This is a genomic window from Aureitalea sp. L0-47 (genome assembly GCF_026126405.1).
Taxonomy (GTDB): domain Bacteria; phylum Bacteroidota; class Bacteroidia; order Flavobacteriales; family Flavobacteriaceae; genus Pukyongia.
Genome location: NZ_JAFMTQ010000006.1, coordinates 15888 through 36548, shown reverse-complemented (window position 1 = coordinate 36548; position 20661 = coordinate 15888). Strand labels below are relative to the sequence as shown.

General features: G+C 42.8%; 21 protein-coding genes. 8 read left to right on the top strand and 13 right to left on the bottom strand.

The window, feature by feature from the left end:
• Positions 1 to 481: 481 nt before the first annotated feature.
• From J1N09_RS07760 to J1N09_RS07745, 4 genes are read right to left on the bottom strand one after another with little or no spacing between them, the layout of a single operon-like run.
• Positions 482 to 2308 carry an ABC transporter ATP-binding protein gene (locus J1N09_RS07760; RefSeq protein WP_265199486.1) on the bottom strand — a complete coding sequence of 609 codons (1827 nt, stop codon included), beginning with the start codon at positions 2306 to 2308 and terminating at the stop codon, positions 482 to 484.
• Entirely contained in the window at positions 2308 to 4026 is a 1719-nt protein-coding gene (locus J1N09_RS07755; protein WP_265199484.1) for a phospho-sugar mutase, read from the bottom strand. The genes J1N09_RS07760 and J1N09_RS07755 overlap by 1 nt, the downstream gene beginning before the upstream one ends.
• A 54-nt stretch (positions 4027 to 4080) precedes the next feature.
• A complete protein-coding gene (locus tag J1N09_RS07750; RefSeq protein ID WP_265199483.1) occupies positions 4081 to 5034 on the bottom strand; it encodes a glycosyltransferase family 2 protein in 954 nt (317 codons plus the stop codon).
• 12 nt (positions 5035 to 5046) lie between these two features.
• Positions 5047 to 5574: a DUF4199 domain-containing protein gene (locus J1N09_RS07745; protein ID WP_265199482.1), complete on the bottom strand. Its 528-nt coding sequence runs from the start codon at positions 5572 to 5574 to the stop codon at positions 5047 to 5049.
• Positions 5575 to 5976: 402 nt separating this feature from the next.
• On the opposite strand from J1N09_RS07745, the gene J1N09_RS07740 reads away from it, so the two are divergent.
• Positions 5977 to 6249, top strand: a complete 273-nt coding sequence (locus J1N09_RS07740) for a type B 50S ribosomal protein L31 (protein WP_265199480.1) — start codon at positions 5977 to 5979, stop codon at positions 6247 to 6249.
• Positions 6250 to 6329: 80 nt separating this feature from the next.
• Positions 6330 to 7505 carry a GlmU family protein gene (locus tag J1N09_RS07735; protein ID WP_265199478.1) on the top strand — a complete coding sequence of 392 codons (1176 nt, stop codon included), beginning with the start codon at positions 6330 to 6332 and terminating at the stop codon, positions 7503 to 7505.
• On the opposite strand, the gene J1N09_RS07730 is transcribed toward J1N09_RS07735, so the two are convergent.
• From J1N09_RS07730 to J1N09_RS07715, 4 genes are all read right to left on the bottom strand, one after another.
• Positions 7502 to 8008, bottom strand: a complete 507-nt coding sequence (locus J1N09_RS07730) for an ankyrin repeat domain-containing protein (protein WP_265199476.1) — start codon at positions 8006 to 8008, stop codon at positions 7502 to 7504. The genes J1N09_RS07735 and J1N09_RS07730 overlap by 4 nt on opposite strands.
• A gap of 94 nt (positions 8009 to 8102) precedes the next feature.
• Positions 8103 to 8414, bottom strand: coding sequence for a hypothetical protein (locus J1N09_RS07725; RefSeq protein ID WP_265199475.1), 312 nt, complete (start codon positions 8412 to 8414; stop codon positions 8103 to 8105).
• A 46-nt stretch (positions 8415 to 8460) separates the two neighbouring features.
• Positions 8461 to 10119, bottom strand: coding sequence for an ABC transporter substrate-binding protein (locus J1N09_RS07720; RefSeq protein ID WP_414826843.1), 1659 nt, complete (start codon positions 10117 to 10119; stop codon positions 8461 to 8463).
• A 1-nt stretch (position 10120) separates the two neighbouring features.
• Positions 10121 to 10474 carry a four helix bundle protein gene (locus tag J1N09_RS07715; RefSeq protein WP_265199473.1) on the bottom strand — a complete coding sequence of 118 codons (354 nt, stop codon included), beginning with the start codon at positions 10472 to 10474 and terminating at the stop codon, positions 10121 to 10123.
• Positions 10475 to 10588: 114 nt separating this feature from the next.
• Here J1N09_RS07715 and mtaB point away from each other — a divergent pair, with 114 nt between their 5' ends.
• A complete protein-coding gene (gene mtaB / locus J1N09_RS07710; protein WP_265199472.1) occupies positions 10589 to 11923 on the top strand; it encodes a tRNA (N(6)-L-threonylcarbamoyladenosine(37)-C(2))-methylthiotransferase MtaB in 1335 nt (444 codons plus the stop codon).
• A gap of 18 nt (positions 11924 to 11941) precedes the next feature.
• On the opposite strand, the gene J1N09_RS07705 is transcribed toward mtaB, so the two are convergent.
• Complete coding sequence (locus tag J1N09_RS07705; protein ID WP_265199471.1) at positions 11942 to 12241, bottom strand: GNAT family N-acetyltransferase; 300 nt, start codon at positions 12239 to 12241, stop codon at positions 11942 to 11944.
• A gap of 14 nt (positions 12242 to 12255) precedes the next feature.
• Positions 12256 to 12972, bottom strand: a complete 717-nt coding sequence (locus tag J1N09_RS07700) for a pirin family protein (protein ID WP_265199468.1) — start codon at positions 12970 to 12972, stop codon at positions 12256 to 12258.
• 88 nt (positions 12973 to 13060) lie between these two features.
• On the opposite strand from J1N09_RS07700, the gene J1N09_RS07695 reads away from it, so the two are divergent.
• From J1N09_RS07695 to J1N09_RS07685, 3 genes are read left to right on the top strand one after another with little or no spacing between them, the layout of a single operon-like run.
• Entirely contained in the window at positions 13061 to 13723 is a 663-nt protein-coding gene (locus tag J1N09_RS07695) for an alpha/beta hydrolase (RefSeq protein WP_265199467.1), read from the top strand.
• Positions 13724 to 13782: 59 nt separating this feature from the next.
• On the top strand, positions 13783 to 14721 hold the full coding sequence (locus tag J1N09_RS07690) for a lytic transglycosylase domain-containing protein (RefSeq protein WP_265199465.1): 939 nt from the start codon (positions 13783 to 13785) through the stop codon (positions 14719 to 14721).
• The gene (locus J1N09_RS07685; RefSeq protein ID WP_265199463.1) at positions 14722 to 15093 is read left to right on the top strand and encodes a sulfite exporter TauE/SafE family protein; all 372 of its coding nucleotides are present in this window, start codon (positions 14722 to 14724) and stop codon (positions 15091 to 15093) included.
• A gap of 29 nt (positions 15094 to 15122) precedes the next feature.
• Here J1N09_RS07685 and J1N09_RS07680 read toward each other — a convergent pair whose 3' ends face one another.
• The 3 genes from J1N09_RS07680 to J1N09_RS07670 all read right to left on the bottom strand — a co-directional run bounded on the left by J1N09_RS07680 (position 15123) and on the right by J1N09_RS07670 (position 17383).
• The gene (locus J1N09_RS07680; protein WP_265199461.1) at positions 15123 to 15791 is read right to left on the bottom strand and encodes a TlpA family protein disulfide reductase; all 669 of its coding nucleotides are present in this window, start codon (positions 15789 to 15791) and stop codon (positions 15123 to 15125) included.
• 134 nt (positions 15792 to 15925) lie between these two features.
• On the bottom strand, positions 15926 to 16495 hold the full coding sequence (locus tag J1N09_RS07675) for a DUF2892 domain-containing protein (RefSeq protein ID WP_265199459.1): 570 nt from the start codon (positions 16493 to 16495) through the stop codon (positions 15926 to 15928).
• 3 nt (positions 16496 to 16498) lie between these two features.
• Entirely contained in the window at positions 16499 to 17383 is an 885-nt protein-coding gene (locus tag J1N09_RS07670) for a DUF6263 family protein (RefSeq protein WP_265199457.1), read from the bottom strand.
• Between the two features lie 157 nt (positions 17384 to 17540).
• Here J1N09_RS07670 and rpmH point away from each other — a divergent pair, with 157 nt between their 5' ends.
• Both rpmH and carB read left to right on the top strand, forming a co-directional pair.
• On the top strand, positions 17541 to 17699 hold the full coding sequence (gene rpmH / locus J1N09_RS07665; protein ID WP_265199456.1) for a 50S ribosomal protein L34: 159 nt from the start codon (positions 17541 to 17543) through the stop codon (positions 17697 to 17699).
• Positions 17700 to 17802: 103 nt separating this feature from the next.
• Positions 17803 to 20655: a carbamoyl-phosphate synthase large subunit gene (gene carB / locus J1N09_RS07660; protein ID WP_265199454.1), complete on the top strand. Its 2853-nt coding sequence runs from the start codon at positions 17803 to 17805 to the stop codon at positions 20653 to 20655.
• Positions 20656 to 20661: the final 6 nt, after the last annotated feature.

Below are 20661 nucleotides of genomic sequence, written 5' to 3'. Positions count from 1 at the left end.
GGTTTAATCTATAAAACAAATCGTATATATCCCCCTAAAAAGCCTCAAAACATCGATTAAGTGAATTTAATTATCGATAAAATGCAAATAAATTTTATTTGTAGGAAAATATTTACTAATTTCGAACCATACTTCTTATGTATATGTTCTTTATTATTAGCCCCAACTATAATAAAGACGAACTAAACGGGCCTAAGCGGGGGCTGGCCCGTTTTTTTTATACCTTCAATTTAAATCGCAAGAATTTCCAAAAACATACTAAAAGTAGGAAAAAACCTATATTTGTATTTCAAAAACATCGATGAAATGCATAATTAGTAGATTAAAAGCAATACAGATTTGGTAATTTCATTTCAACCCTATATATTAGCTCCATACTTATGATAATTACCGTTGTCGTGTGCCCCAAATACGACAACAAAACTAAAAAGAGCGGAGCCCCAACCGCTCTTTTTTTTTGTTTGATAATTAATGGTTTGATTTATCCCAGAGATTGCATCTCCACTAGACTGTGATACACTCCTTCTTTTGAAAGTAATTCACTGTGTTTACCCTGTTCAACTATTTTGCCTTTGGAAAGTACCACGATGTTATCGGCGTTTTGTATTGTTGATAGACGGTGAGCGATCACAATAGAAGTACGGTTCTTCATCATATTCTCCAGTGCCTGCTGCACAAGTCGCTCACTTTCGGTATCCAGAGCAGAGGTTGCTTCATCCAGTATCATGATAGGAGGATTCTTTAAAACGGCCCTGGCAATGCTTAGTCGTTGCTTTTGCCCACCACTAAGCTTGTTACCGCTGTCCCCGATGTTGGTATCTATTCCATTCGGTAGTTCAGAAACGAACTCCCATGCGTTTGCCACTTTTAGCGATTCAATGAGCTCATCATCGGTAGCATTTTCTTTTGCTACCTGAAGATTCCCCCTCACTGTATCGTTGAAAAGAATGGAATCCTGTGTAACAAGCCCAAGCAACCCTCTCAGCGACTTTTGAGTCATATCTTTTATATTCTCACCATCAATATGGATTCCTCCTTCGTTTACATCGTAGAATCGCGTAACGAGGTTTGCAATGGTACTCTTTCCGCTACCGCTTTGTCCAACCAATGCTACGGTACTTCCTTTCGGTACCGATAGGCTGAAGTCTCTCAATACCCAGTCTTCCTGGTAGCGGAACGAGATCTTGTCGATCTCCACCGAGGTGGTGAATTCGGTTTTATTAACTGCTCCGGGCTTATCAACAATGGCGGATTCGGTCTCCAGGATCTCAAGTACCCGTTCGGCAGCTGCATTACCTTTTTTTACATTATAGCTAGCCTTACTGATGGCCTTTGCAGGTGTTAGGATGTTATATGCCAGTCCCATATATGCTATGAACTGAGCTGGTTTCAGCGTTCCGTCTACCAGAACCATTCGCCCACCAAACCAAAGTAATATGGCGATCACCAGGATTCCCAGGAACTCACTGGCGGGCGAGGCGAGGTTTTGTCGGTTTAATAAGGTGTTCGAAAATTTAAAGAATCGACCTGTAGATTCCTGAAATTTATTATTGAAGTGCTTTTCAGCATTAAAACCTTTGATGATCTTCAGGCCTCCAAGGGTTTCTTCCAGGATCGAAAGAAAAAATCCCTGCTCTTTCTGAACCTTATCCGAATGTCTTTTCAAACTTTTCCCGATCCGTGAGATAATGATACCGGATACCGGGATGAAGATGAATACAAAGATGGTAAGCTTTACACTGATCAGCATCATAAAAACAATGGTGAAGATGATCATAAGCGGTTCCCGAACGATCAGTTCGAGGATGGAAAGGAAGGAATGCTGAATCTCCAGCACATCACTTGATATACGAGCCATGGTATCTCCCTTGCGCTTTTCAGAATAGTAAGAAACAGGCAGGTCAACCGTCTTTTCATAAAGGTCGTTCCTCAGATCTTTAAGTACACCGTTTCTAAGAAACGTAATAAAGAACATGGCAAGGTAGCCGAAAAAATTCTTTAAAAGGAAGGTCGAAATGACAAGGGCGATCATTACGAGCAGGGTATTCATTTCACCATCCGCTGCACTGTTCTTGTTGATATAGTAATTGAGGTAGAGCTCGGTATAATCTCCTAATTTGGCAATCCCTTGATAAGTAGGAGGTGAGTTCACTATTTCCGAATCACCAAATAATACTTTCAGCATTGGAATAAGGGAAACGAAGGCCAGAGAGCCAAAAAACGCGTAGAATATATTCGAAATGATATTCATTCCCGCATAGCGCTTATAAGGAAGGGCATATCTCAATATTTTTTTGAAATAATGCATTAGAGGTTTAACTCGGTTTTGATGCGTTCAATTTTTTTCTGAAGTTCTGCCATGGGTTCGGAACTTGCTTCGGCTTTCATACGCACACTCATATAAAATTTAATTTTCGGTTCCGTACCACTGGGACGAGCCGCTATCTTACTTCCATCTTCGGTATAATAAATTAATACATTCGATCTTGGAAGATCGATCTCAGAAACTGAGTTATCATCCATATTCGTTGCCTTTCCGGTTTCATAATCTTCTACACGGATCACTTTGCTGCCATCGATAGACACCAATGGATTCTCCCGTAGTGAACGCATCATGGCCTGTATCTCTTCAGCACCTTTTTTGCCTTTTTTCACGAATGAGACCAATTCCTCCAGGTAATATCCGTATTCCTTGTATAAATCCTGAAGGTAGGTGTACATACTTCCACCTTCCGATTTCTTCAAGGCTGAGATCTCGCAAGCGAGTAGGGTAGCGGTCACCGCATCTTTGTCCCGCACAAAATCCCCTACCATATAACCGAAGCTTTCTTCTCCACCTCCAATTAGCTCTAGTTCGGGATGATCTTTCACCATTTTTGCGATCCACTTAAATCCGGTTAGGCCTTCCATGTATTTTACATCAAAGGCTTCGGCAATTTCCCGAACCATAGGGGTAGACACTATAGTAGATGCAACAAATTGGTTTCCGTTGAGTTTTTCTTGCTTTTTCCACTGCTCGAGGAGAAAGTGAGACATAACCACCATCGCCTGGTTACCGTTGAGCAAAACCATTTTTCCATTGTCGTCACGTACCGCCACACCAAGTCGGTCGCAGTCGGGATCTGTTCCAATAACAATATCAGCTCCTTCTTTTTCTGCTAGTTCCAGGGCCATTTTCAAGGCTTCAGGTTCTTCCGGGTTAGGGGATTCCACCGTTGGAAAGTTTCCATCAGGTTCTTCCTGTTCCGCTACAATCAACAGATTGTTGAAGCCTGCTTTTCCGAGGACTCTCGGGATCATTGTGATCGAGGTACCGTGCAGGGATGTAAACACTATCTTGAGATCGTCTTTGGCTTGCTGTGCCGTATTAAAACTACCATTGCTCACAGAGGCTGCTTCGAATGCCTTGTCGAGGTCCTCATCAATATAATGGATCAACTCATCTTTTGCATCGAAATTGATATGTCCGTATTGCAGTGAGTTGATCTCTTCAATGATCTCTCCATCCTGAGGAGGAACCAATTGACCACCGTCCTGCCAGTACACTTTGTAGCCGTTATATTCGGGGGGGTTGTGAGAGGCAGTGAGTACTATTCCACAATGGCATCCGAGTTCCTTTACCGCGAAAGACAACTCGGGTGTTGGGCGTAGTTCAGAAAATAGATACACTATGATGTTGTTGGCAGAGAATACATCGGCGACTACACGGGCCAACTCTTTGCTGTTATGTCGGCAATCGTAGGCGATCGCCACTTTGAGGGTTTCATCAGGAAATGCCTTTTTCAAGTAGTTCGACAGGCCCTGTGTGTTTTTTCCGAGAGTGTATTTATTAATACGATTATCTCCCACGCCCATAATGCCGCGCATTCCGCCGGTGCCGAATTCAAGATTCTTGTAAAAACTGTCTTCGAGTCCTTCCGGATCGTAGGCGATCATCTCCTTTATAGTGTGCTGGGTATCTATATCGAATACCGGTGTGAGCCATTGATTCACTTTATCCAGTAATTTCGGGTCCACGTATCTCATGAAAGTTGATTAGGTGTTTGACGTATTACAGCGCAAAAATACGGAATCTTGACCTCAATCGTTCAAGTTTACCTCTTCTTTAATAAGGTAGTTTTGCCCGCCTTTTTTGCTTCTAAGGATCAATTCACCAAGGAATCCGGCCAGGAAAAGCTGAGTTCCCAATATCATTGCCGTTAAGGCGAGATAAAATTCAGGTCGTTCGGTTATGAGTCGCCCCGTCTTATGGATAAACAACTTGTCGATTCCCAGGTAGGCTGCAAAGCAGAAGCCGATGAATAGCATAATAGCTCCCCAGGCTCCAAAGAGGTGCATGGGTCTCTTCCCGAAGCGAGACAGGAAGGAAATCGTGATCAGGTCCAGGAAACCTCTTATAAATCGTTCCATACCGAATTTTGTAGATCCATATTTTCTCTTTTGATGTTTTACCACTTTTTCTCCAATCTTGCTAAAGCCTGCATTTTTTGCCAGTACAGGGATATAGCGGTGCATTTCGCCTGTTACTTCAATGGTTTTGATCACGTCATTGCGGTAGGCTTTGAGTCCGCAGTTAAAATCGTGAAGCTTCACTCCTGATGTCTTCCTTGCTGCGAAATTGAAAAGTTTGGATGGCAGGTTCTTCATCATTACAGAATCGTAGCGTTTCTTTTTCCAACCGGAAACTAGTTGATAATCGTCTTCTTTGATCATCTTGTAGAATTCCGGGATCTCTTCAGGGTTGTCCTGGAGGTCCGCATCCATAGTGATCACCACTTCTCCTTTTGCAATGGCGAATCCGGCGTGTAGGGCTTGCGACTTTCCGAAGTTCTTCAGAAAACGAATTCCCTTAACTTCTTTGTGATCCTTCGCAAGTTTCTCTATCACTTCCCAGGAATCATCGGTACTTCCATCGTCTATGAACAGTATTTCGTATAAAAAACCATTGGACTGCATTACGTCTGCAATCCAATGGTATAATTCGTTCAAAGATTCTTCTTCGTTAAGAAGCGGAATAACGATGGATATATTCATTCACTAGGTTTCTTAGTTCATAGGATGGCTGCGCTTCATGATGAGACCGGCTATGAGCGATATGATGAAGCCAAAGAAGAGTGAAAGAATCAATCCAATTGCGGAAAGTATGCCCGGACTCATAAATTTTTCTGTCATACTGAGTGCCATTTCAGCTTGTTCCGAGGTAAGGTTCGGATTTCGCTCATACATTTGTTCTTCGGTTAATTCGAGTGTTTTTTGCACATACTCCGGTTCAAGGTAATTTACAAGGATCAAGGTATAGATTACAGAGATTATTCCCGCAATAAGAGATATTCCTAACCCTGTTTTAAGTGCTTCTCCAAGAGACATATATCCTCCATTATCCTTTTTAAACGCCTTGAGACCGTAGACGAGGATCAATATCATTACTGCGAATCCAATTAGACCTTGGTACCAGGGCCTGTCGATATGCATATCCATTACATACCAGATCACGTTTAAAATTACAGAAGCCAGACCTAGATAGAGTCCGTAATTAAGGGCGATTTTTTTAACTGAAGCTTTAGGGGTGTCCATATTTGAAAGTTTTTTGGTCCGCCAGGGCGGAGGGTTGAATTCGGCTAGTTAGTTAACAAAGATAGTAAAACGTTACATTAGATGTTAGATGTTAGATGTTAGATGTTAGAGGTTAGATGTTAGATGTTAGATGTTAGAAGTTAGAAGTTAGGGGTTAGAGGTTCACTGCCTTAAACTCTAAACCCTAATCATAGAACAACGAACAATAAATAATAATCAATAACAATAAATAATAATCAATAACAATAAATAATAAATCCTTAACCCCAACGCATTTCACGATTCACAATTCACTTTTTTTCGCGCGCCACGATTAAATAACCCATATATTTGTTGTGTATTTATGAATATTGCTTAAATTTGCAGACTCAAAATTTGAGGGAATTCGAAAAAGCAGAAAAGATGAAAAAAGGTATCCATCCGGAGAATTATAGATTAGTAGCGTTTAAAGACATGTCTAACGAGGATGTTTTTATCACAAAATCGACAACACCTTCTAAAGAAACGATTGAGATTGATGGTGTGGAATATCCTTTGGTAAAAATGGAGATTTCACGAACCTCTCACCCTTTCTACACAGGGAAGGCGAAACTTATCGATACAGCAGGACGTATCGACAAGTTCAAGAACAAATACAAGAAGTTCAGCAAAGCTGCTGCTAAAGAAGAAGAGTAGACTCTTTTTCCATAAGATTTCAAAAGCCTTCGACATTCGAAGGCTTTTTTTATTTAGCTTTGAGGTAAGAATCGTCCCTTATGAATTATATCCTTTTCGACGGTCCTGTTCGTGACCAGTTGTTGCCTTTTACCTATACGCGTCCGGTAGCCGATATCCGCATCGGAATACTTACAATACGTGAGAAATGGGAAAAATTCCTTGGCTTCACTACCACTACAGTTACCGAGGATCACCTTTCCGAACGCTGGCCAATGGTCGAGATGGAGGAAAACATCCTCATCAACGCTTCATTTATTCCTACTGAAAGCCTGGTGGAGCGCATTAAATCGCTAAAAACGAACCAGGCAATATTCTCTGGAGACGAACCGGTTGCTTTTTTCTCTTCTGAAGGGCAAGAAGTGGATTTTGATACTTTTGAAATTAGTCAGTACGAGGATGAGGACGCCCTCCGAATTGAACATACCTGGGATATCTTCAGAAAAAACCACGAAGCCATAGAACGGGACTTCCAGCTGCTTACCGAAGGACGCACTTCTCAAGCTATACCCGAAACAACCGTTGCTTTCCATCCCGAAAGGATCTTTATCGAAGAGGGAGCGAAATTGCCGCTCTGTTCCCTGAATGCCGAAGCTGGACCTATCTACATCGGTAAGGACACTGAGATCATGGAAGGATCCATGATACGCGGCCCATTTGCTTTGTGCGAAGGGTCCATAGTGAAGATGGCCAGTAAGATCTATACCGGCTGTACCATTGGCCCTTATTCCAAAGTTGGAGGCGAAGTGAACAATTCGGTATTGTTTGGATATTCAAACAAAGGCCATGACGGCTTCCTGGGTAATTCGGTCTTGGGTGAATGGTGCAATATTGGCGCCGACACCAATACTTCGAATATGAAGAATAACTACGCCGAGGTGAAGCTGTGGGATTACGCCAAGGAAGGATTCGGGAGGACCGGCCTGCAATTTTGTGGACTCATGATGGGTGATCACAGTAAATGCGGGATCAACACCATGTTCAATACCGGAACCGTGGTTGGCGTAAGTGTGAATATCTTCGGAAGTGGTTTCCCACGGAATTTTATTCCCAGTTTCAGTTGGGGTGGAAGTCATGGTATGACAGCTTATAAAACGGCTAAGGCTTTCGAAACGGCCAAAGCGGCCATGGCAAGACGCAATGTCGAATTTTCCGAAGAAGACGCAAAGATAATGGAGTTTGTGTTTGAGGAGACGGCTAAATACAGGAGGTATTAATACAAGGCTATTTTCGTTTCTGTTGCTCCAGCTTCTTTTAAGTATTCTACCACAGCTTCCGCTTCTGAACCTCCCTTTTCTGCATGGTGAAGCAAAGTAAACCCATGAGGCCCCTTAGCGTTTAAACTAGTCGGAAAGGCTGAAAGCATTGCTTTCAATAAATCCAATTCACCAAACAGTGCTGTAGTAAATAAATTTACCTGTGCCCCTTTATCCAAAAGGTAACGCGCCAGTTCTTTATGTCCTACATGTGAAGCAGCACCCAGCGCGGTTTCAAAATCCCCGTACTTCCAGTCGTGTGCCGCATTTAGCAGTGTAGGGTGTTCTTCCAACATTAGCTTTACCGTATCCATATCCCTGTGGGCCGCTCCAACAAATTTGGCCACCAGTTCCTTATCCAATTGTGGATCGTTTAGTGGTGTACCCGCCTTAGTACTGAAAGGAGAAACAACCATAGACAATCCTGCTGCACCGGCAGTCCTGAGAAATTCTATTCGTTTCATGATCGATATTTTAAATCAAATTACGATAATCATCCCCATACCGTGTTAAGGATTTGGTAATTAACCTTTTAACGGTAATATTTATTGAGAGTTATTAAGGCCATTTAAAGGACTTTATAGGCCCTACTTCGTAAAAGAACAAGAAATACACTATCACGACGAGCACCAAAGCCATCACCGACCAAAATATTCGACGGAAACGTCTTCGTTCACGGGTGTTTTCAGCGTACAATCGCTTCTGGAAGTCGGCGAATTCATGGCCTTTCATGTTCGTGTGATCTTCGAATTCCTCGTAGCCACTGGGCATGGTTCTCACCTCGATATCGGCAAGCTTCTTTTGCTGCCTTCGATTTCTTCGTTGCAGGATATTAAATTTCTGACTGCCCATGTTACTACCCACACCCATATTGCCAATTTATTATGTGTCGGTGGAATTAATCAGTTCGTTACAATTAGTCTTCTCCTTTCGCTTTCTTAACGCGCTTTAAAACCAGGAAGTTTTGCGGATTGATACCCAGGCCGCTTACGTCTTTGTTTACGAAGCGGATCGCCATATCATAGAACAAAGGAACCACAGGCGCGTCTGCAACCACAATGGAATCCATTTGAGTATAAAGGACTTTTCGTTTTTCGATATCAGAAACATTTAGTGCCGCCACGTAGAGGCTGTCGAATACCTCGTTTTTATAATGGGTGTAATTGGGTCCGTTGGGCGTGAAATTCTTGCTGTAATACAAGGAAAGATAATTTTCAGCGTCAGGATAATCCGCGATCCAGCTCGCACGAAAGATATCCAGTTCGCCACTGCTTTTCATCTGCCGCAAGGTAGAAGGAGGCATTACATCGATGGTCACGGCTATTCCCAATTTTTCCAATTCCCGCTGGATGTATTCGCAAATATCGAGGTACTGACTGTTGGTGCCTATCACTATTTGAGGATTAATATCCCCTGTTTCAGCTTTGTATTGTTCGATAAGTTCTCGGGCTTTTTCAGGTTGGTAGGTGTACCCATCAATTGAGTTGAATCCGGGAAGACCTTTCGGAATAAAACCATGGTGGGCCGGGATACCCATTCCGTTCCTGAGGTAGGTGACCATCTTCTCACGGTCGAAACCATAGTTTACTGCTTGTCTGAGGGCATTCGACTTGATCTCGGGTGTATCCGCACCCATGAAGAATCCAAGGTACTCGGTGTTGAGATAGGGCGCCGTAATGAGTTTTACTCTGTCCTTATAGCTATCCTGAAGGGCGCCGGTGGTAGTTATGATCTCATCCTTGTATGAATTGTCCAGACCTGAAACAAAATCGATCTTACCCTGGGCGAATTGAAGAAATTCACTTTGTTTGTCTGGTAAGAATGTGATGGCTATCGCTTCGAGGTAGGGTAGTTGTTCCCCATTTTCGTCTTTTTCGAAATAAAGTGGATTCTTTCGAAGTACCAGCTTCACGTTCTCTTCCCATAATTTGAACTGAAAAGGCCCTGTGCCTACAGGATTCCTTCGGAATTCATTTCCGTAGAAATCGACCGCTTCTTTAGGTACTGCGGAGAGGTAGCGCATGCCCAGCATTCCCAGGAAAGGAGGGAAGGGACGTTTTAAAGCGATCTTAAAAACCGAATCGTTTTCTGCCTCATATCGCTCTACATTGTTCATTACCCAACTACCGGGAGAAGCGACTTTTGGGTCTGTTAAACGGCTAAAACTATATTCGAAATCATAGGCAGTTACCTTACGGGTTCCTTCATCACCAAAAACTTCATCCTTATGGAAATAAACATCGTCTCTAAGTGTAAAATAAAAGGTGCAGGTACTGTCCACGAATCGCCAATGCTTGGCGATATCCGGTTGAACCTTTAACGAATCGTCTAGCTGTACCAGTCCATTGAACAGTTGGTTGGTGGGCCAGATAGTCTGTGGATTCCGCGCAAAGGCGGGATCCAGGGTGGGAATGTTGCTGTGCTCGTTATAGCGGAAGACAAGGTGGTCGGGGTTGGACGGAGGTTGGGAGCAGGAAGAAAGAATCAAAAAGCAAATTATCGAAATCAGGAAAGCGAGTTGTCCGATGTCCGATGTCCGATGTCCGATGTTAAATATTCGATATCCGCTGCACATTTTATTTTATGTTTCGTCTGAATGCGATCATTTTATTCATCAACTCAAATGAATCCTTATATATCACATTGAATTCTTGTTCAGAAATGTATGTTCTGAGTTTTGCTTTGTGAATGCAAGTTATTAATTCCGCGAGGGATCTTATAGCGTAACCCATAAATCTCTTAAATTCCGCATTGGATTGCGAAATTGAACCTTCCGATATGTTCAGCGCTATCGAATCTGCAGCCCTCATCGCCTGACTTGATAGATTGAATTGCTCTCTTTTGGGGAATCGTTGGGTAATCGTATTTATGTTTTCACCCATTTCCATCGCTAATTGCCAAACGATGATTTTTTCAAACTTAAATAACATTAAATTGCTTATTTATGGGGAAAGCGAACTGCAAAGGAATATTTTTAAAATTTTACCCGACACCCGACTTCAACAATACTTCGTATCTTTGTGCCCGCTTGCTAAAATACATTAATGAACGCTAGTAAAAAAGTTGCATTCTACACCCTGGGTTGTAAGCTGAATTTCAGTGAAACGTCCACTATTGCCCGTGATTTTTCTTCGGAGGGATTCGAGCGTGTAGACTTCTCTGAGTCTGCTGATATTTATGTGATCAATACCTGCAGTGTTACCGAGAATGCCGATAAGCGTTTTAAAACCATTGTGAAGCAGGCGCAGAAGGCAAACCCTGAAGCCTTCGTTGCGGCTATTGGATGTTATGCCCAGCTGAAACCGGAAGAACTCGCCGATGTCAATGGTGTGGATCTTGTACTAGGCGCCACAGAAAAATTTAAGATCACCGATTATATCAACGACCTCTCTAAGAATGATCACGGGGAGATACACAGTTGTGAAATAGAGGATGCGGATTTCTACGTGGGTTCCTACTCCATTGGAGATCGAACACGTGCCTTCCTGAAGGTTCAGGACGGTTGTGATTACAAATGCACTTATTGTACGATACCTTTGGCGCGCGGAATTTCACGTTCCGATAGTCTTCAGAATGTGTTGAAGAATGCAGCAGAGATTTCGGCAAAGGGAATCAAGGAGATCGTACTCACCGGTGTGAATATTGGTGATTATGGTAAAGGTGAATTCGGAAACAAAAAACACGAACACACATTTTTCCAGTTGTGTGAAGCGTTGGATGAAGTTCCCGGTATAGAAAGGCTTCGAATTTCTTCTATTGAACCCAATTTGCTAAAGAATGAAACAATAGATTTTGTGGCAGGTTCTAAAACCTTTGTTCCACATTTTCATATCCCATTGCAGAGTGGGAGCAACGATCTTTTAAAATTGATGAAAAGGCGTTACCAAAGAGAGTTGTACGTGGATCGGGTAACAAGGATTCGGGAAGTCATGCCGCATGCCTGTATTGGGGTGGACGTGATCGTAGGTTTTCCCGGTGAAACGGAAGAACTCTTCCTCGAGACCTATCATTTCCTGAACGAACTGGACATTTCCTACCTGCATGTTTTTACCTATTCGGAAAGAGATAATACGGAAGCTGCAGTTATGGACGGAGTTGTTCCGAAGGGTGTTCGACATAAACGAAGTAAAATGCTCCGTGGCCTTTCAGTAAAAAAGCGAAGGGCCTTTTACGAAAAACAGTTAGGAACCAAACGCACGGTACTTTTTGAAGGAGAGAACAAGGAAGGGTATATCCATGGATTTACCGAGAACTATGTAAAAGTGAAAGCACCCTGGAATCCTCAACTGGTGAATACTTTGCATCAAATAGAGCTAACAAGAATAGACGAAGACGGACTGGTTCGGTTCGAATTTGTGAACGAATCCGTTGTTAGTTAATCTTCAGAAAAGAAAATCTTAAATGCTAATTCCTACCGGGAGTAGATCTTTGTACTTCCTTCGGTTTTTGCGCATAAAACCGGCTATCTCAGGGCTGGTGGGTACCAGGCTGATTCCTCTGTCCCGTACTTCATCAAAAACGGCTTTGATAAATATGTCACGGAACCCCTGGTCTTCCATATCGGAAGGCATGTCGTACTTAGTTAGAAAGATCTTCCGGTCCTGAAGCGCATACTCGATTCGGGCCATATTGTCTCCAACCTCAAGTTCGAATTGTCGTAAAAATTCATTGTCGGTTATTTCAACATCTTCAATCATCGGGAGTCAATTTATTAGTTCATAGGTACTTCTATAAGCAGGACACGGCTGTCTTTTTCCGCCGTGATAGAAACCGTATCGGTATCCCAGATACCTATGGCATCCCTCTTATTAAGTGTCTCATTATCAATAGCTACGGAGCCATCTATTACAAAAACGTAAGCTCCGTGTGCTTTGTTGTTGAATGTATATTTTGTTTCTGTTTTTTCTGAAAAATCACCTATGTTGAACCACGCCTGTTGGTGGATCCACAAGTCGCCGTCTTGTGCTTCAGACTTGGGCTTAACCACCGTGCTTAGTTCATTGGGTGTGAGTAGATCCGAAATTTTTTTCTGATCGTATCTGGGTGCAACACCTTCCTTTTCCGGGAAGACCCAGATCTGGAATAATTTAACCGCTTCATCGGACCTTGCGTTGATCTCGCTGTGCTCCACACCAGTTCCGGCGCTCATGATCTGAATATCTCCGGATTCGATCATACCTTCATTTCCCATGGAATCACGATGCTTAAGGGCACCTTCCTGCGGAATAGTTACGATCTCCATATTTTGGTGAGGATGTTTCCCGAAACCCATGGATGGTGCTACGATGTCATCATTGAGGACACGTAGCTTTCCGAATTGTACTCGATTCGGATCGAAAAAATTTGCAAAACTGAAGGAGTATTTGGCCTGCAACCAGCCATAATCCGCAGTACCACGAGTATCTGCAGGATGTAAAATCTTTTTCATAGTCCCCAATTAGTACTGATAAAGTATCTTTGTGATGCAAAGTTACGAAAAATCGTTTGGCAAATCGTTAGCTAGTTGTTAAAGCACTATGTCTGAACAAAAAACGAAGGTGTATTTTGTCCCCGGAATGGCAGCGGGGAAGGAGATCTTCAAGAATATTTCTCTTCCTGAAGACAGGTACGAATTTCACGTCCTCGAATGGCTCATACCTGAGAAGAATGAATCTATCGAGGATTATGCGCGCCGCATGGCGGCGCGCGTCGAAGGCGATAACATTGTACTTGGAGGTGTTTCCTTCGGTGGTGTAGTTGCCCAGGAGATGGCCCGTTTCGTTGAGCCCAGGAAATTAATCATAATCTCCAGTGTAAAAACCCCGGAAGAGTTGCCACTTAGATTAAAACTAGCCGGAAAGACGGGTGCGTATAAACTTATGCCTACCCGGATGATGCTAAGTGCAGATGACCTTACAAAATTTTCGATAGGACCGCGATCCAAGAAGCGACTAAAATTGTATCAAACCTTCCTGCATGTGAGAGACAAGCGATACCTGGATTGGGCGATCAAGAATATGGTGCGTTGGCAGCAGAAAGAACCATATCGAAAAGTCATTCATATTCACGGGGACAAGGATATTATCTTTCCAATCAAGAATATAAATGATTGCGTTGTACTTGAAGGAGGAACTCATATCATGCTATTGGATAAGGGCAAACAGGTTTCGGAAAAATTGTTGAAAGCTATTGAAGAATAAGTCGGGGTATCTTCCATTTTCGATTTCCGCATTTACTATCTTTATTAAAATTTATTGTCATGAGTATATTATCAAAAATTGGGTTGATAACTGTTGTTGTTCTGGTGAGCAGTCTTTGTGTGAATGCCGTTCAGCAGGAACCTGTTAGCAAGGAGGAAAAAAAGATTGAAAAGGCCGTAAACGATTATAACGTTTACGCGATTCCTATACCAGAGTCTATGGATTTTGCAGGAGAGCCTGTCCCTCTGGATAATCCTGATATTCGTGAACGACTCGACAGGGAATTACTGGTTAATACTTATTGGCAATCCAATGGTCTTCTCATCATGAAGCGAGCCAATAAGTACTTCCCCATAATCGAACCCATGCTGGAAAAATATGGCCTGCCGGACGACTTTAAATATCTCGCTGTGGCCGAAAGTGCCTTGCAGAACAACCGTTCACCGGCTGGAGCTGCAGGTTTCTGGCATTTTCTAAAAGGAACAGGAAGAGAATACGGACTAGAGGTAAACGACTATGTTGACGAACGGTATAACCTGGAACTAGCCACAGAAGTAGCAGCCGAGTACCTTAAGAGATCCAAGAAGAAGTTTGGGTCGTGGACCATGGCAGCCGCGGCTTACAATGCGGGTAACGGAGGGATCCAGAAACAGGTAACCCGGCAAAAATCCACGAATAACTATTACGACCTGTTGCTGAATGATGAAACCAGTCGGTATATCTTCCGCATTCTCGCCTTCAAAGAAATCATGGGAAATCCCGAGAAATACGGATTTAATTTCGAGGAAAAGGACCTGTACCAGCCTATACCAACGTATAAAGTGAAAGTGGATACGGCAATCACAGATCTTCCCGATTTCGCCAAGCAATTCGGAATAAATTATAAGATATTGAAGATTCATAATCCCTGGCTTAGAGATACTTTTTTGAAGAATGCGTCGGGGAAAGAATACTTTATCGAGATACCGGAAAAAGGGGTATATAATAGCGGAGAATAGATGCGTATGACGACAGTACTTTCTTTATTAGTAATAGGACTACTTGCCGGAGTCCTCAGTGGTTTTATGGGTGTAGGTGGAGGAGTTGTAATGATCCCCCTGATGATCCTTCTCCTGGGCTACGATCAGCACCAGGCGCAGGGGATGAGTCTGGCGGTACTTGCTGTACCGGTGACCTTTGTTGCTGCTTATACCTATCACAAGGCCGGTCACGTTATCGAATGGAAATATGCCCTGGTAATTGCAGTTTGTTTTGTGGTTGGGGGATACCTGGGGTCGAAATTTGCGGTTTCAATAAACCAGCAAATGCTCAAAAAGATCTTTGCGTTGATACTGGTAGTGGCAGCAGTGAAATTGTTTTTCTCGAAATAAACTACTTCCGGATCAAGAGGCCAGAATCTTCAATTGTCCTTTCTCAGGATAATGGAGAGGCCATTCATAAAAGTTTGAAAATGCTCATTATAGGAGGTAGTGTAGTCCTTCTCGTAATGATGATTCATATTTCTTCGAACGTCCAGAATAACCTTGGATTCATCAATGATAAAAGTAGTGGGAAACCCCAGGCTGTGCTTCATTGTTTTAATGGTGAAGTCATTGGTGTTCTCCATTTCATCCACATAAATCAATTCGATATTCTTGCTGTATAGTTTTTTTAATTGAACGATAGCCTCCCTTGGGCCCCAGAACAGAACTACGAAATCAACTTGTTTGTGGTATTGATCAGCCAGGGTATTCAATGCGGGGATCTCACCTGAACTCGTTGCAACCCAAAATGCCGATGTAATAAGGTACATAGGCTTCTCAAAATCGTAAATATCTATCTTCTTCCCGGAGACTTTACGAACTTTGAAGTTATTCATGTAGCTATCCCTTATCACATTTTCCACCAGGGAATCGAATAGGAACTGCGCATGCTCGTAATCCTTCAGACGGTATGCCCTTTTAGCTCTATTTTTATAGTTCTTGATATTTACTCCTATTGCATCGGAGAAATACCTCTTGGGCTCCTCGCTCTGAGAGAAGGTGTATGTGCTTGCCAATAAGATAAGGAAAAGTAAAATTTTACCCATAGGCACGCGTAGATTGGTTATCGGCAAATGTAGCTTGTTACCGGCTAAATACTCTAATATATCGATAAAAAGTAAAATTTTATCGATGAAATACAAAATTTAAGAGAATTACTCTTAATTATTTTAAGATTTAACTATCTGAAGCCTTTTGATCTGCGGCCGCCTCGTCCGAATTGTTGCCTGGGTGCACCGGCGCGTTTCATCTGCTGCTTCATCATTTTTATCTGTTCATCCAGCATATTCTGCTTATCCAGTTTCTTGGCTTCGGAAAGCAGCATCTCGGCTTCACGCTTTCGGTTCTTGGTCATCGCAATACCAGCAAGGTTGAGTTTTACCATTGCCATGTCGGTACTCATGGATAAGCCTAGTTTTTCGGCTTTACGAAAGAATTTTTCAGCATCATTCATATTGGTTTGGGAAACCATCAGGCCATTCAGATAATTGTAGTATCCCTGTTGCTTCTTAACCAAGTTCGCCTCGGGGTTACTTATTCGGTCTAACCATTTCTTCGCGCCGTCAAAATTCTGCTTCCGAAGTTGTAAAAAGGCAAGAAGTATCATTTCGTTTTTGAAATACAGAAAAACGAAAATCAATGCAAGCAGGATGAACATGATGCCATTCCCTATATTGGTTTCATAGAACTGCCAGACCGCTGCGCCTATACAGATTACTACTAGAACTAACTTGATATATTTATTAAACATCTATTAGAGTTTTTTATACGTTATTTTCGAGTCGATCTTCGTTTCAATGTCTCCTGCTACACCCATCATCCGGCTCACTCCTTCGGCTCTTTGCTCTATTACCACTGTATTAATAAAACCATCTCCTGAGTAAGCGAGTACCGAACTATCCTGAGTGCCCTCCAGTTCCATGTTCATGGATTCGTCTGTTACTTTCAACTGGATTGTAGCTGCACCTGATATCTTTATTTCTGAATTGCTGTAGCCATCCAGGCTCCAGGTGTTCTGAGCTGTGAGATCTCCAGTGAATTCATTTTGCCAGGTGTCAGCAGTTGTCACTTTGTTGCTAGGGTAGATGTAGGTAAATTGTTCCATACTACTGGACAGAGATTCACTACCAAACTGTTTGGAAACCCCCTCTTTAACCATGGCTTTGGTAGACTCGTCTTCAATACCCGCATTTCGGATCATACTTTCAAGGAGGTCATCCACACCGTCAATCTTTACAATATGACCATCTTTCTGCATCGTCATATAGAAAGGAACATTGATAAGGCCTTTAAAGATCTGTGCCTCCATATCGGTTTCACTAGCATCCCGGGCAGTATCAACATCATTTAATGTACCCATTATGTCCGATGTCGTTGAGAATTTCATAGTCTCGAACGATGTCTCTATTATGTAATGATCATCATGAACCTCACTAACGGTAAAAGAAAAGATACCTTCAAGCGTATTGGTAAGGTTGTGAACTTCTCCTCCCATGGTCATAGTAATATTCTGAATAGCTTTCTGGGAGATGCGATATTCATCGCCAAGTTTGAATTTGTAACCGAGTTTATGTTGGGCATGTAGGCAGCTGAAACCGGCCACCAGCATACATATTAAGGTAATCTTGATCGTCTTCATTATTAGCCCTCTTAAGGGCTCCAAAGGTATGAAAACAATCCTAAATATTTTCCATTGTCTGTTTGTGAAAGTAAAAAATGATTGTATATTTGCACCCGACTTTCAGGGAATGCCCTGTATTCAGAAAAATTATTCAGAAGAACAAAGATAATTAGCAATGAAAAGAACATTTCAGCCGTCGAAGAGAAAGAGACGAAATAAGCACGGGTTTAGAGAGCGAATGGCTTCTGTAAACGGAAGAAAGGTATTGGCGTCGAGAAGAGCGAAAGGCCGAAAGAAATTATCTGTTTCATCTGAAGCTCGTCACAAGAAGTAATGTTAATAACTTATAAATAAAAAGGTGTTGTTTTAATAGCAACACCTTTTTTTTATACCCTCTCACATCGTATTTTTAGCCAGCTCAAAAAAGAAGAAGAAATATGCCCAAAAACGACTCCTTAAAATCCATCTTAATTATTGGTTCAGGCCCTATTATTATAGGTCAGGCCTGTGAATTCGATTACTCTGGATCTCAGTCATTACGGTCCCTTCGTGAGGACGGGATAGAAACAATCCTGATCAATTCAAATCCTGCAACAATCATGACGGATCCTTCCATGGCCGATCATGTATATCTGTTACCATTAACCACCAAGTCAATTGTTAAAATTCTGAAGGATCACCCACAGATCGATGCAGTACTGCCAACCATGGGAGGTCAGACCGCTCTGAACCTGGCCATAGAAGCCGATGAAAAGGGTATCTGGAAGGATTTCGGTGTGGAATTAATAGGAGTTGATATCGACGCCATCAATATCACGGAGGACAGGGACCAGTTCAAATCCCTAATGAAAAAGATCGGTATCCCGGTAGCTCCCGCCAAGATCGCCAATTCATTCCTTAAAGGTAAAGAGATCGCACAGGAATATGGATTCCCTGTAGTAATCAGACCTTCTTTTACATTGGGAGGAACTGGAGCATCTTTTGTACATCATGAGGATGAATTCGCCGAACTACTCACACGCGGACTCGAAGCTTCACCAATTCACGAGGTGCTCATCGACAAAGCCCTTGTGGGATGGAAGGAATACGAGCTTGAACTGCTAAGAGATAGGAATGATAACGTAGTAATCATTTGTGCCATAGAGAATATGGACCCTATGGGGATACACACGGGTGATTCCATTACCGTGGCTCCGGCCATGACATTGAGTGATACCTGCTATCAGCGTATGCGAGATATGGCGATAAAGATGATGCGCAGTATCGGTGATTTTGCAGGTGGATGTAATGTTCAGTTCGCCGTTAGTCCGGATGAAAAAGAGGATATCATCGCCATCGAGATCAACCCAAGGGTATCCCGATCTTCGGCACTTGCTTCCAAAGCAACAGGATATCCTATCGCCAAAGTGGCTTCCAAATTAGCCATCGGATATACGCTTGACGAATTGGAGAACCAGATCACAAAATCGACATCGGCCCTGTTTGAGCCTACACTGGACTACGTGATCGTTAAGATTCCACGCTGGAATTTCGACAAATTCGAAGGTTCGGAAAGAACCCTCGGACTCCAAATGAAAGCGGTAGGAGAAGTAATGGGAATCGGGCGTTCCTTCCAGGAAGCCCTCCACAAAGCTACCCAGTCGTTGGAGATCAAAAGAAACGGTCTGGGAGCGGATGGTAAGAGTTATACCAACTACGACCAGATCATCGATAAGCTCACTCACGCTAGTTGGGACCGTGTATTCGTGATTTACGACGCTATTCAATTGGGAATACCACTAAGCAGAATCCACGAGATCACCAAGATCGATATGTGGTTCCTGAAACAATACGAGGAGCTTTACGAATTGGAAAAAGAGATCTCAACGTATACGTTAGACACACTACCCCGCGAGTTGCTTCTTGAAGCCAAGCAGAAAGGATATGGTGACCGACAGATCGCCCATATGCTGAAATGCCTCGAGAGCCAGGTGTACAACAAGCGGGACGAACTGAATATTCAGAGAGTTTACAAGCTGGTAGATACCTGTGCTGCGGAATTTAAAGCGGAAACGCCTTATTACTATTCCACATTTGAAAGTGAAATGGTGAGCAAGGACGGGAAAGTGTATTCCGAAAACGACAGTATCGTAACCGACAAGAAGAAGATCATTGTATTAGGTTCCGGACCTAACAGGATCGGACAGGGAATAGAATTCGACTATTGCTGCGTGCACGGAGTACTTGCAGCCAGTGAAGTTGGATACGAGACCATTATGATCAATTGTAACCCGGAGACGGTTTCCACCGACTTCGACGTGGCCGATAAACTTTATTTCGAACCGGTATTCTGGGAGCATATCTACGATATCATCCGTCATGAGAAGCCGGAAGGTGTAGTGGTTCAGCTTGGAGGACAAACGGCGCTTAAACTTGCTGAGAAGCTGGATCGCTATGGGATTAAGATCATGGGAACCACTTTTCAGTCACTGGATCTGGCAGAAGACAGGGGGAGTTTCTCAACCCTTCTTAAGGAAAACAATATCCCTTATCCAAGATTCGGAACGGCCGAAACAACAGACGAAGCTTTAGCACTTGCCGATAAACTTGATTTCCCATTATTAATTCGTCCTTCCTACGTACTTGGAGGACAGGGAATGAAGATCGTGATCAACAAACAAGAATTGGAAGAACACGTTGTAGATTTACTTCGGAAAATACCAAACAATAAACTTCTCTTAGATCACTATCTGGATGGTGCCATAGAAGCTGAGGCAGATGCCATTTGCGACGGGGAAAACGTTCAGATCATCGGGATCATGGAGCATATCGAACCTTGCGGGATCCACTCCGGTGACTCCAATGCAACCTTACCACCGTTCAACCTCGGTGAGTTTGTGATGCAGCAGATCAAGGATCACACAAAAAAAATAGCGTTGGCATTGAACACAGTAGGATTGATAAATATTCAGTTCGCTATTAAGGATGACCAGGTGTATATCATCGAGGCGAATCCAAGAGCCTCTCGTACTGTACCTTTCATTGCGAAAGCGTATGGTGAGCCTTATGTGAATTATGCGACAAAAGTGATGCTGGGTGATAAGAAATTAAGTGATTTCGAATTCAATCCGCAGCTTGAGGGATATGCTATCAAACAACCGGTGTTTAGCTTCAATAAGTTCCCGAACGTGAATAAGCAGCTGGGGCCCGAAATGAAGAGTACCGGAGAAAGCATCCTGTTTATCGACAGTTTAAAGGACGATGAGTTCTACGAATTGTATTCGAGACGTAAGATGTATCTCACGCGTTAGCAATCA

Bases quoted from the DNA above. Each gene is read 5' to 3' on its own strand.
- J1N09_RS07760 (WP_265199486.1), bottom strand. From the start codon at position 2,308: ATGCATTATTTCAAAAAAATATTGAGATATGCCCTTCCTTATAAGCGC.
- J1N09_RS07755 (WP_265199484.1), bottom strand. From the start codon at position 4,026: ATGAGATACGTGGACCCGAAATTACTGGATAAAGTGAATCAATGGCTC.
- J1N09_RS07750 (WP_265199483.1), bottom strand. From the start codon at position 5,034: ATGAATATATCCATCGTTATTCCGCTTCTTAACGAAGAAGAATCTTTG.
- J1N09_RS07730 (WP_265199476.1), bottom strand. From the start codon at position 8,008: ATGAAACGAATAGAATTTCTCAGGACTGCCGGTGCAGCAGGATTGTCT.
- rpmH (WP_265199456.1), top strand. From the start codon at position 17,541: ATGAAAAGAACATTTCAGCCGTCGAAGAGAAAGAGACGAAATAAGCAC.
- carB (WP_265199454.1), top strand. From the start codon at position 17,803: ATGCCCAAAAACGACTCCTTAAAATCCATCTTAATTATTGGTTCAGGC.
- J1N09_RS07735 (WP_265199478.1), top strand. From the start codon at position 6,330: ATGAATTATATCCTTTTCGACGGTCCTGTTCGTGACCAGTTGTTGCCT.
- J1N09_RS07685 (WP_265199463.1), top strand. From the start codon at position 14,722: ATGCGTATGACGACAGTACTTTCTTTATTAGTAATAGGACTACTTGCC.
- J1N09_RS07700 (WP_265199468.1), bottom strand. From the start codon at position 12,972: ATGAAAAAGATTTTACATCCTGCAGATACTCGTGGTACTGCGGATTAT.
- J1N09_RS07715 (WP_265199473.1), bottom strand. From the start codon at position 10,474: ATGTTATTTAAGTTTGAAAAAATCATCGTTTGGCAATTAGCGATGGAA.
- J1N09_RS07695 (WP_265199467.1), top strand. From the start codon at position 13,061: ATGTCTGAACAAAAAACGAAGGTGTATTTTGTCCCCGGAATGGCAGCG.
- J1N09_RS07690 (WP_265199465.1), top strand. From the start codon at position 13,783: ATGAGTATATTATCAAAAATTGGGTTGATAACTGTTGTTGTTCTGGTG.
- J1N09_RS07725 (WP_265199475.1), bottom strand. From the start codon at position 8,414: ATGGGTGTGGGTAGTAACATGGGCAGTCAGAAATTTAATATCCTGCAA.
- J1N09_RS07720 (WP_414826843.1), bottom strand. From the start codon at position 10,119: ATGTGCAGCGGATATCGAATATTTAACATCGGACATCGGACATCGGAC.
- mtaB (WP_265199472.1), top strand. From the start codon at position 10,589: ATGAACGCTAGTAAAAAAGTTGCATTCTACACCCTGGGTTGTAAGCTG.
- J1N09_RS07675 (WP_265199459.1), bottom strand. From the start codon at position 16,495: ATGTTTAATAAATATATCAAGTTAGTTCTAGTAGTAATCTGTATAGGC.
- J1N09_RS07745 (WP_265199482.1), bottom strand. From the start codon at position 5,574: ATGGACACCCCTAAAGCTTCAGTTAAAAAAATCGCCCTTAATTACGGA.
- J1N09_RS07680 (WP_265199461.1), bottom strand. From the start codon at position 15,791: ATGGGTAAAATTTTACTTTTCCTTATCTTATTGGCAAGCACATACACC.
- J1N09_RS07740 (WP_265199480.1), top strand. From the start codon at position 5,977: ATGAAAAAAGGTATCCATCCGGAGAATTATAGATTAGTAGCGTTTAAA.
- J1N09_RS07670 (WP_265199457.1), bottom strand. From the start codon at position 17,383: ATGAAGACGATCAAGATTACCTTAATATGTATGCTGGTGGCCGGTTTC.
- J1N09_RS07705 (WP_265199471.1), bottom strand. From the start codon at position 12,241: ATGATTGAAGATGTTGAAATAACCGACAATGAATTTTTACGACAATTC.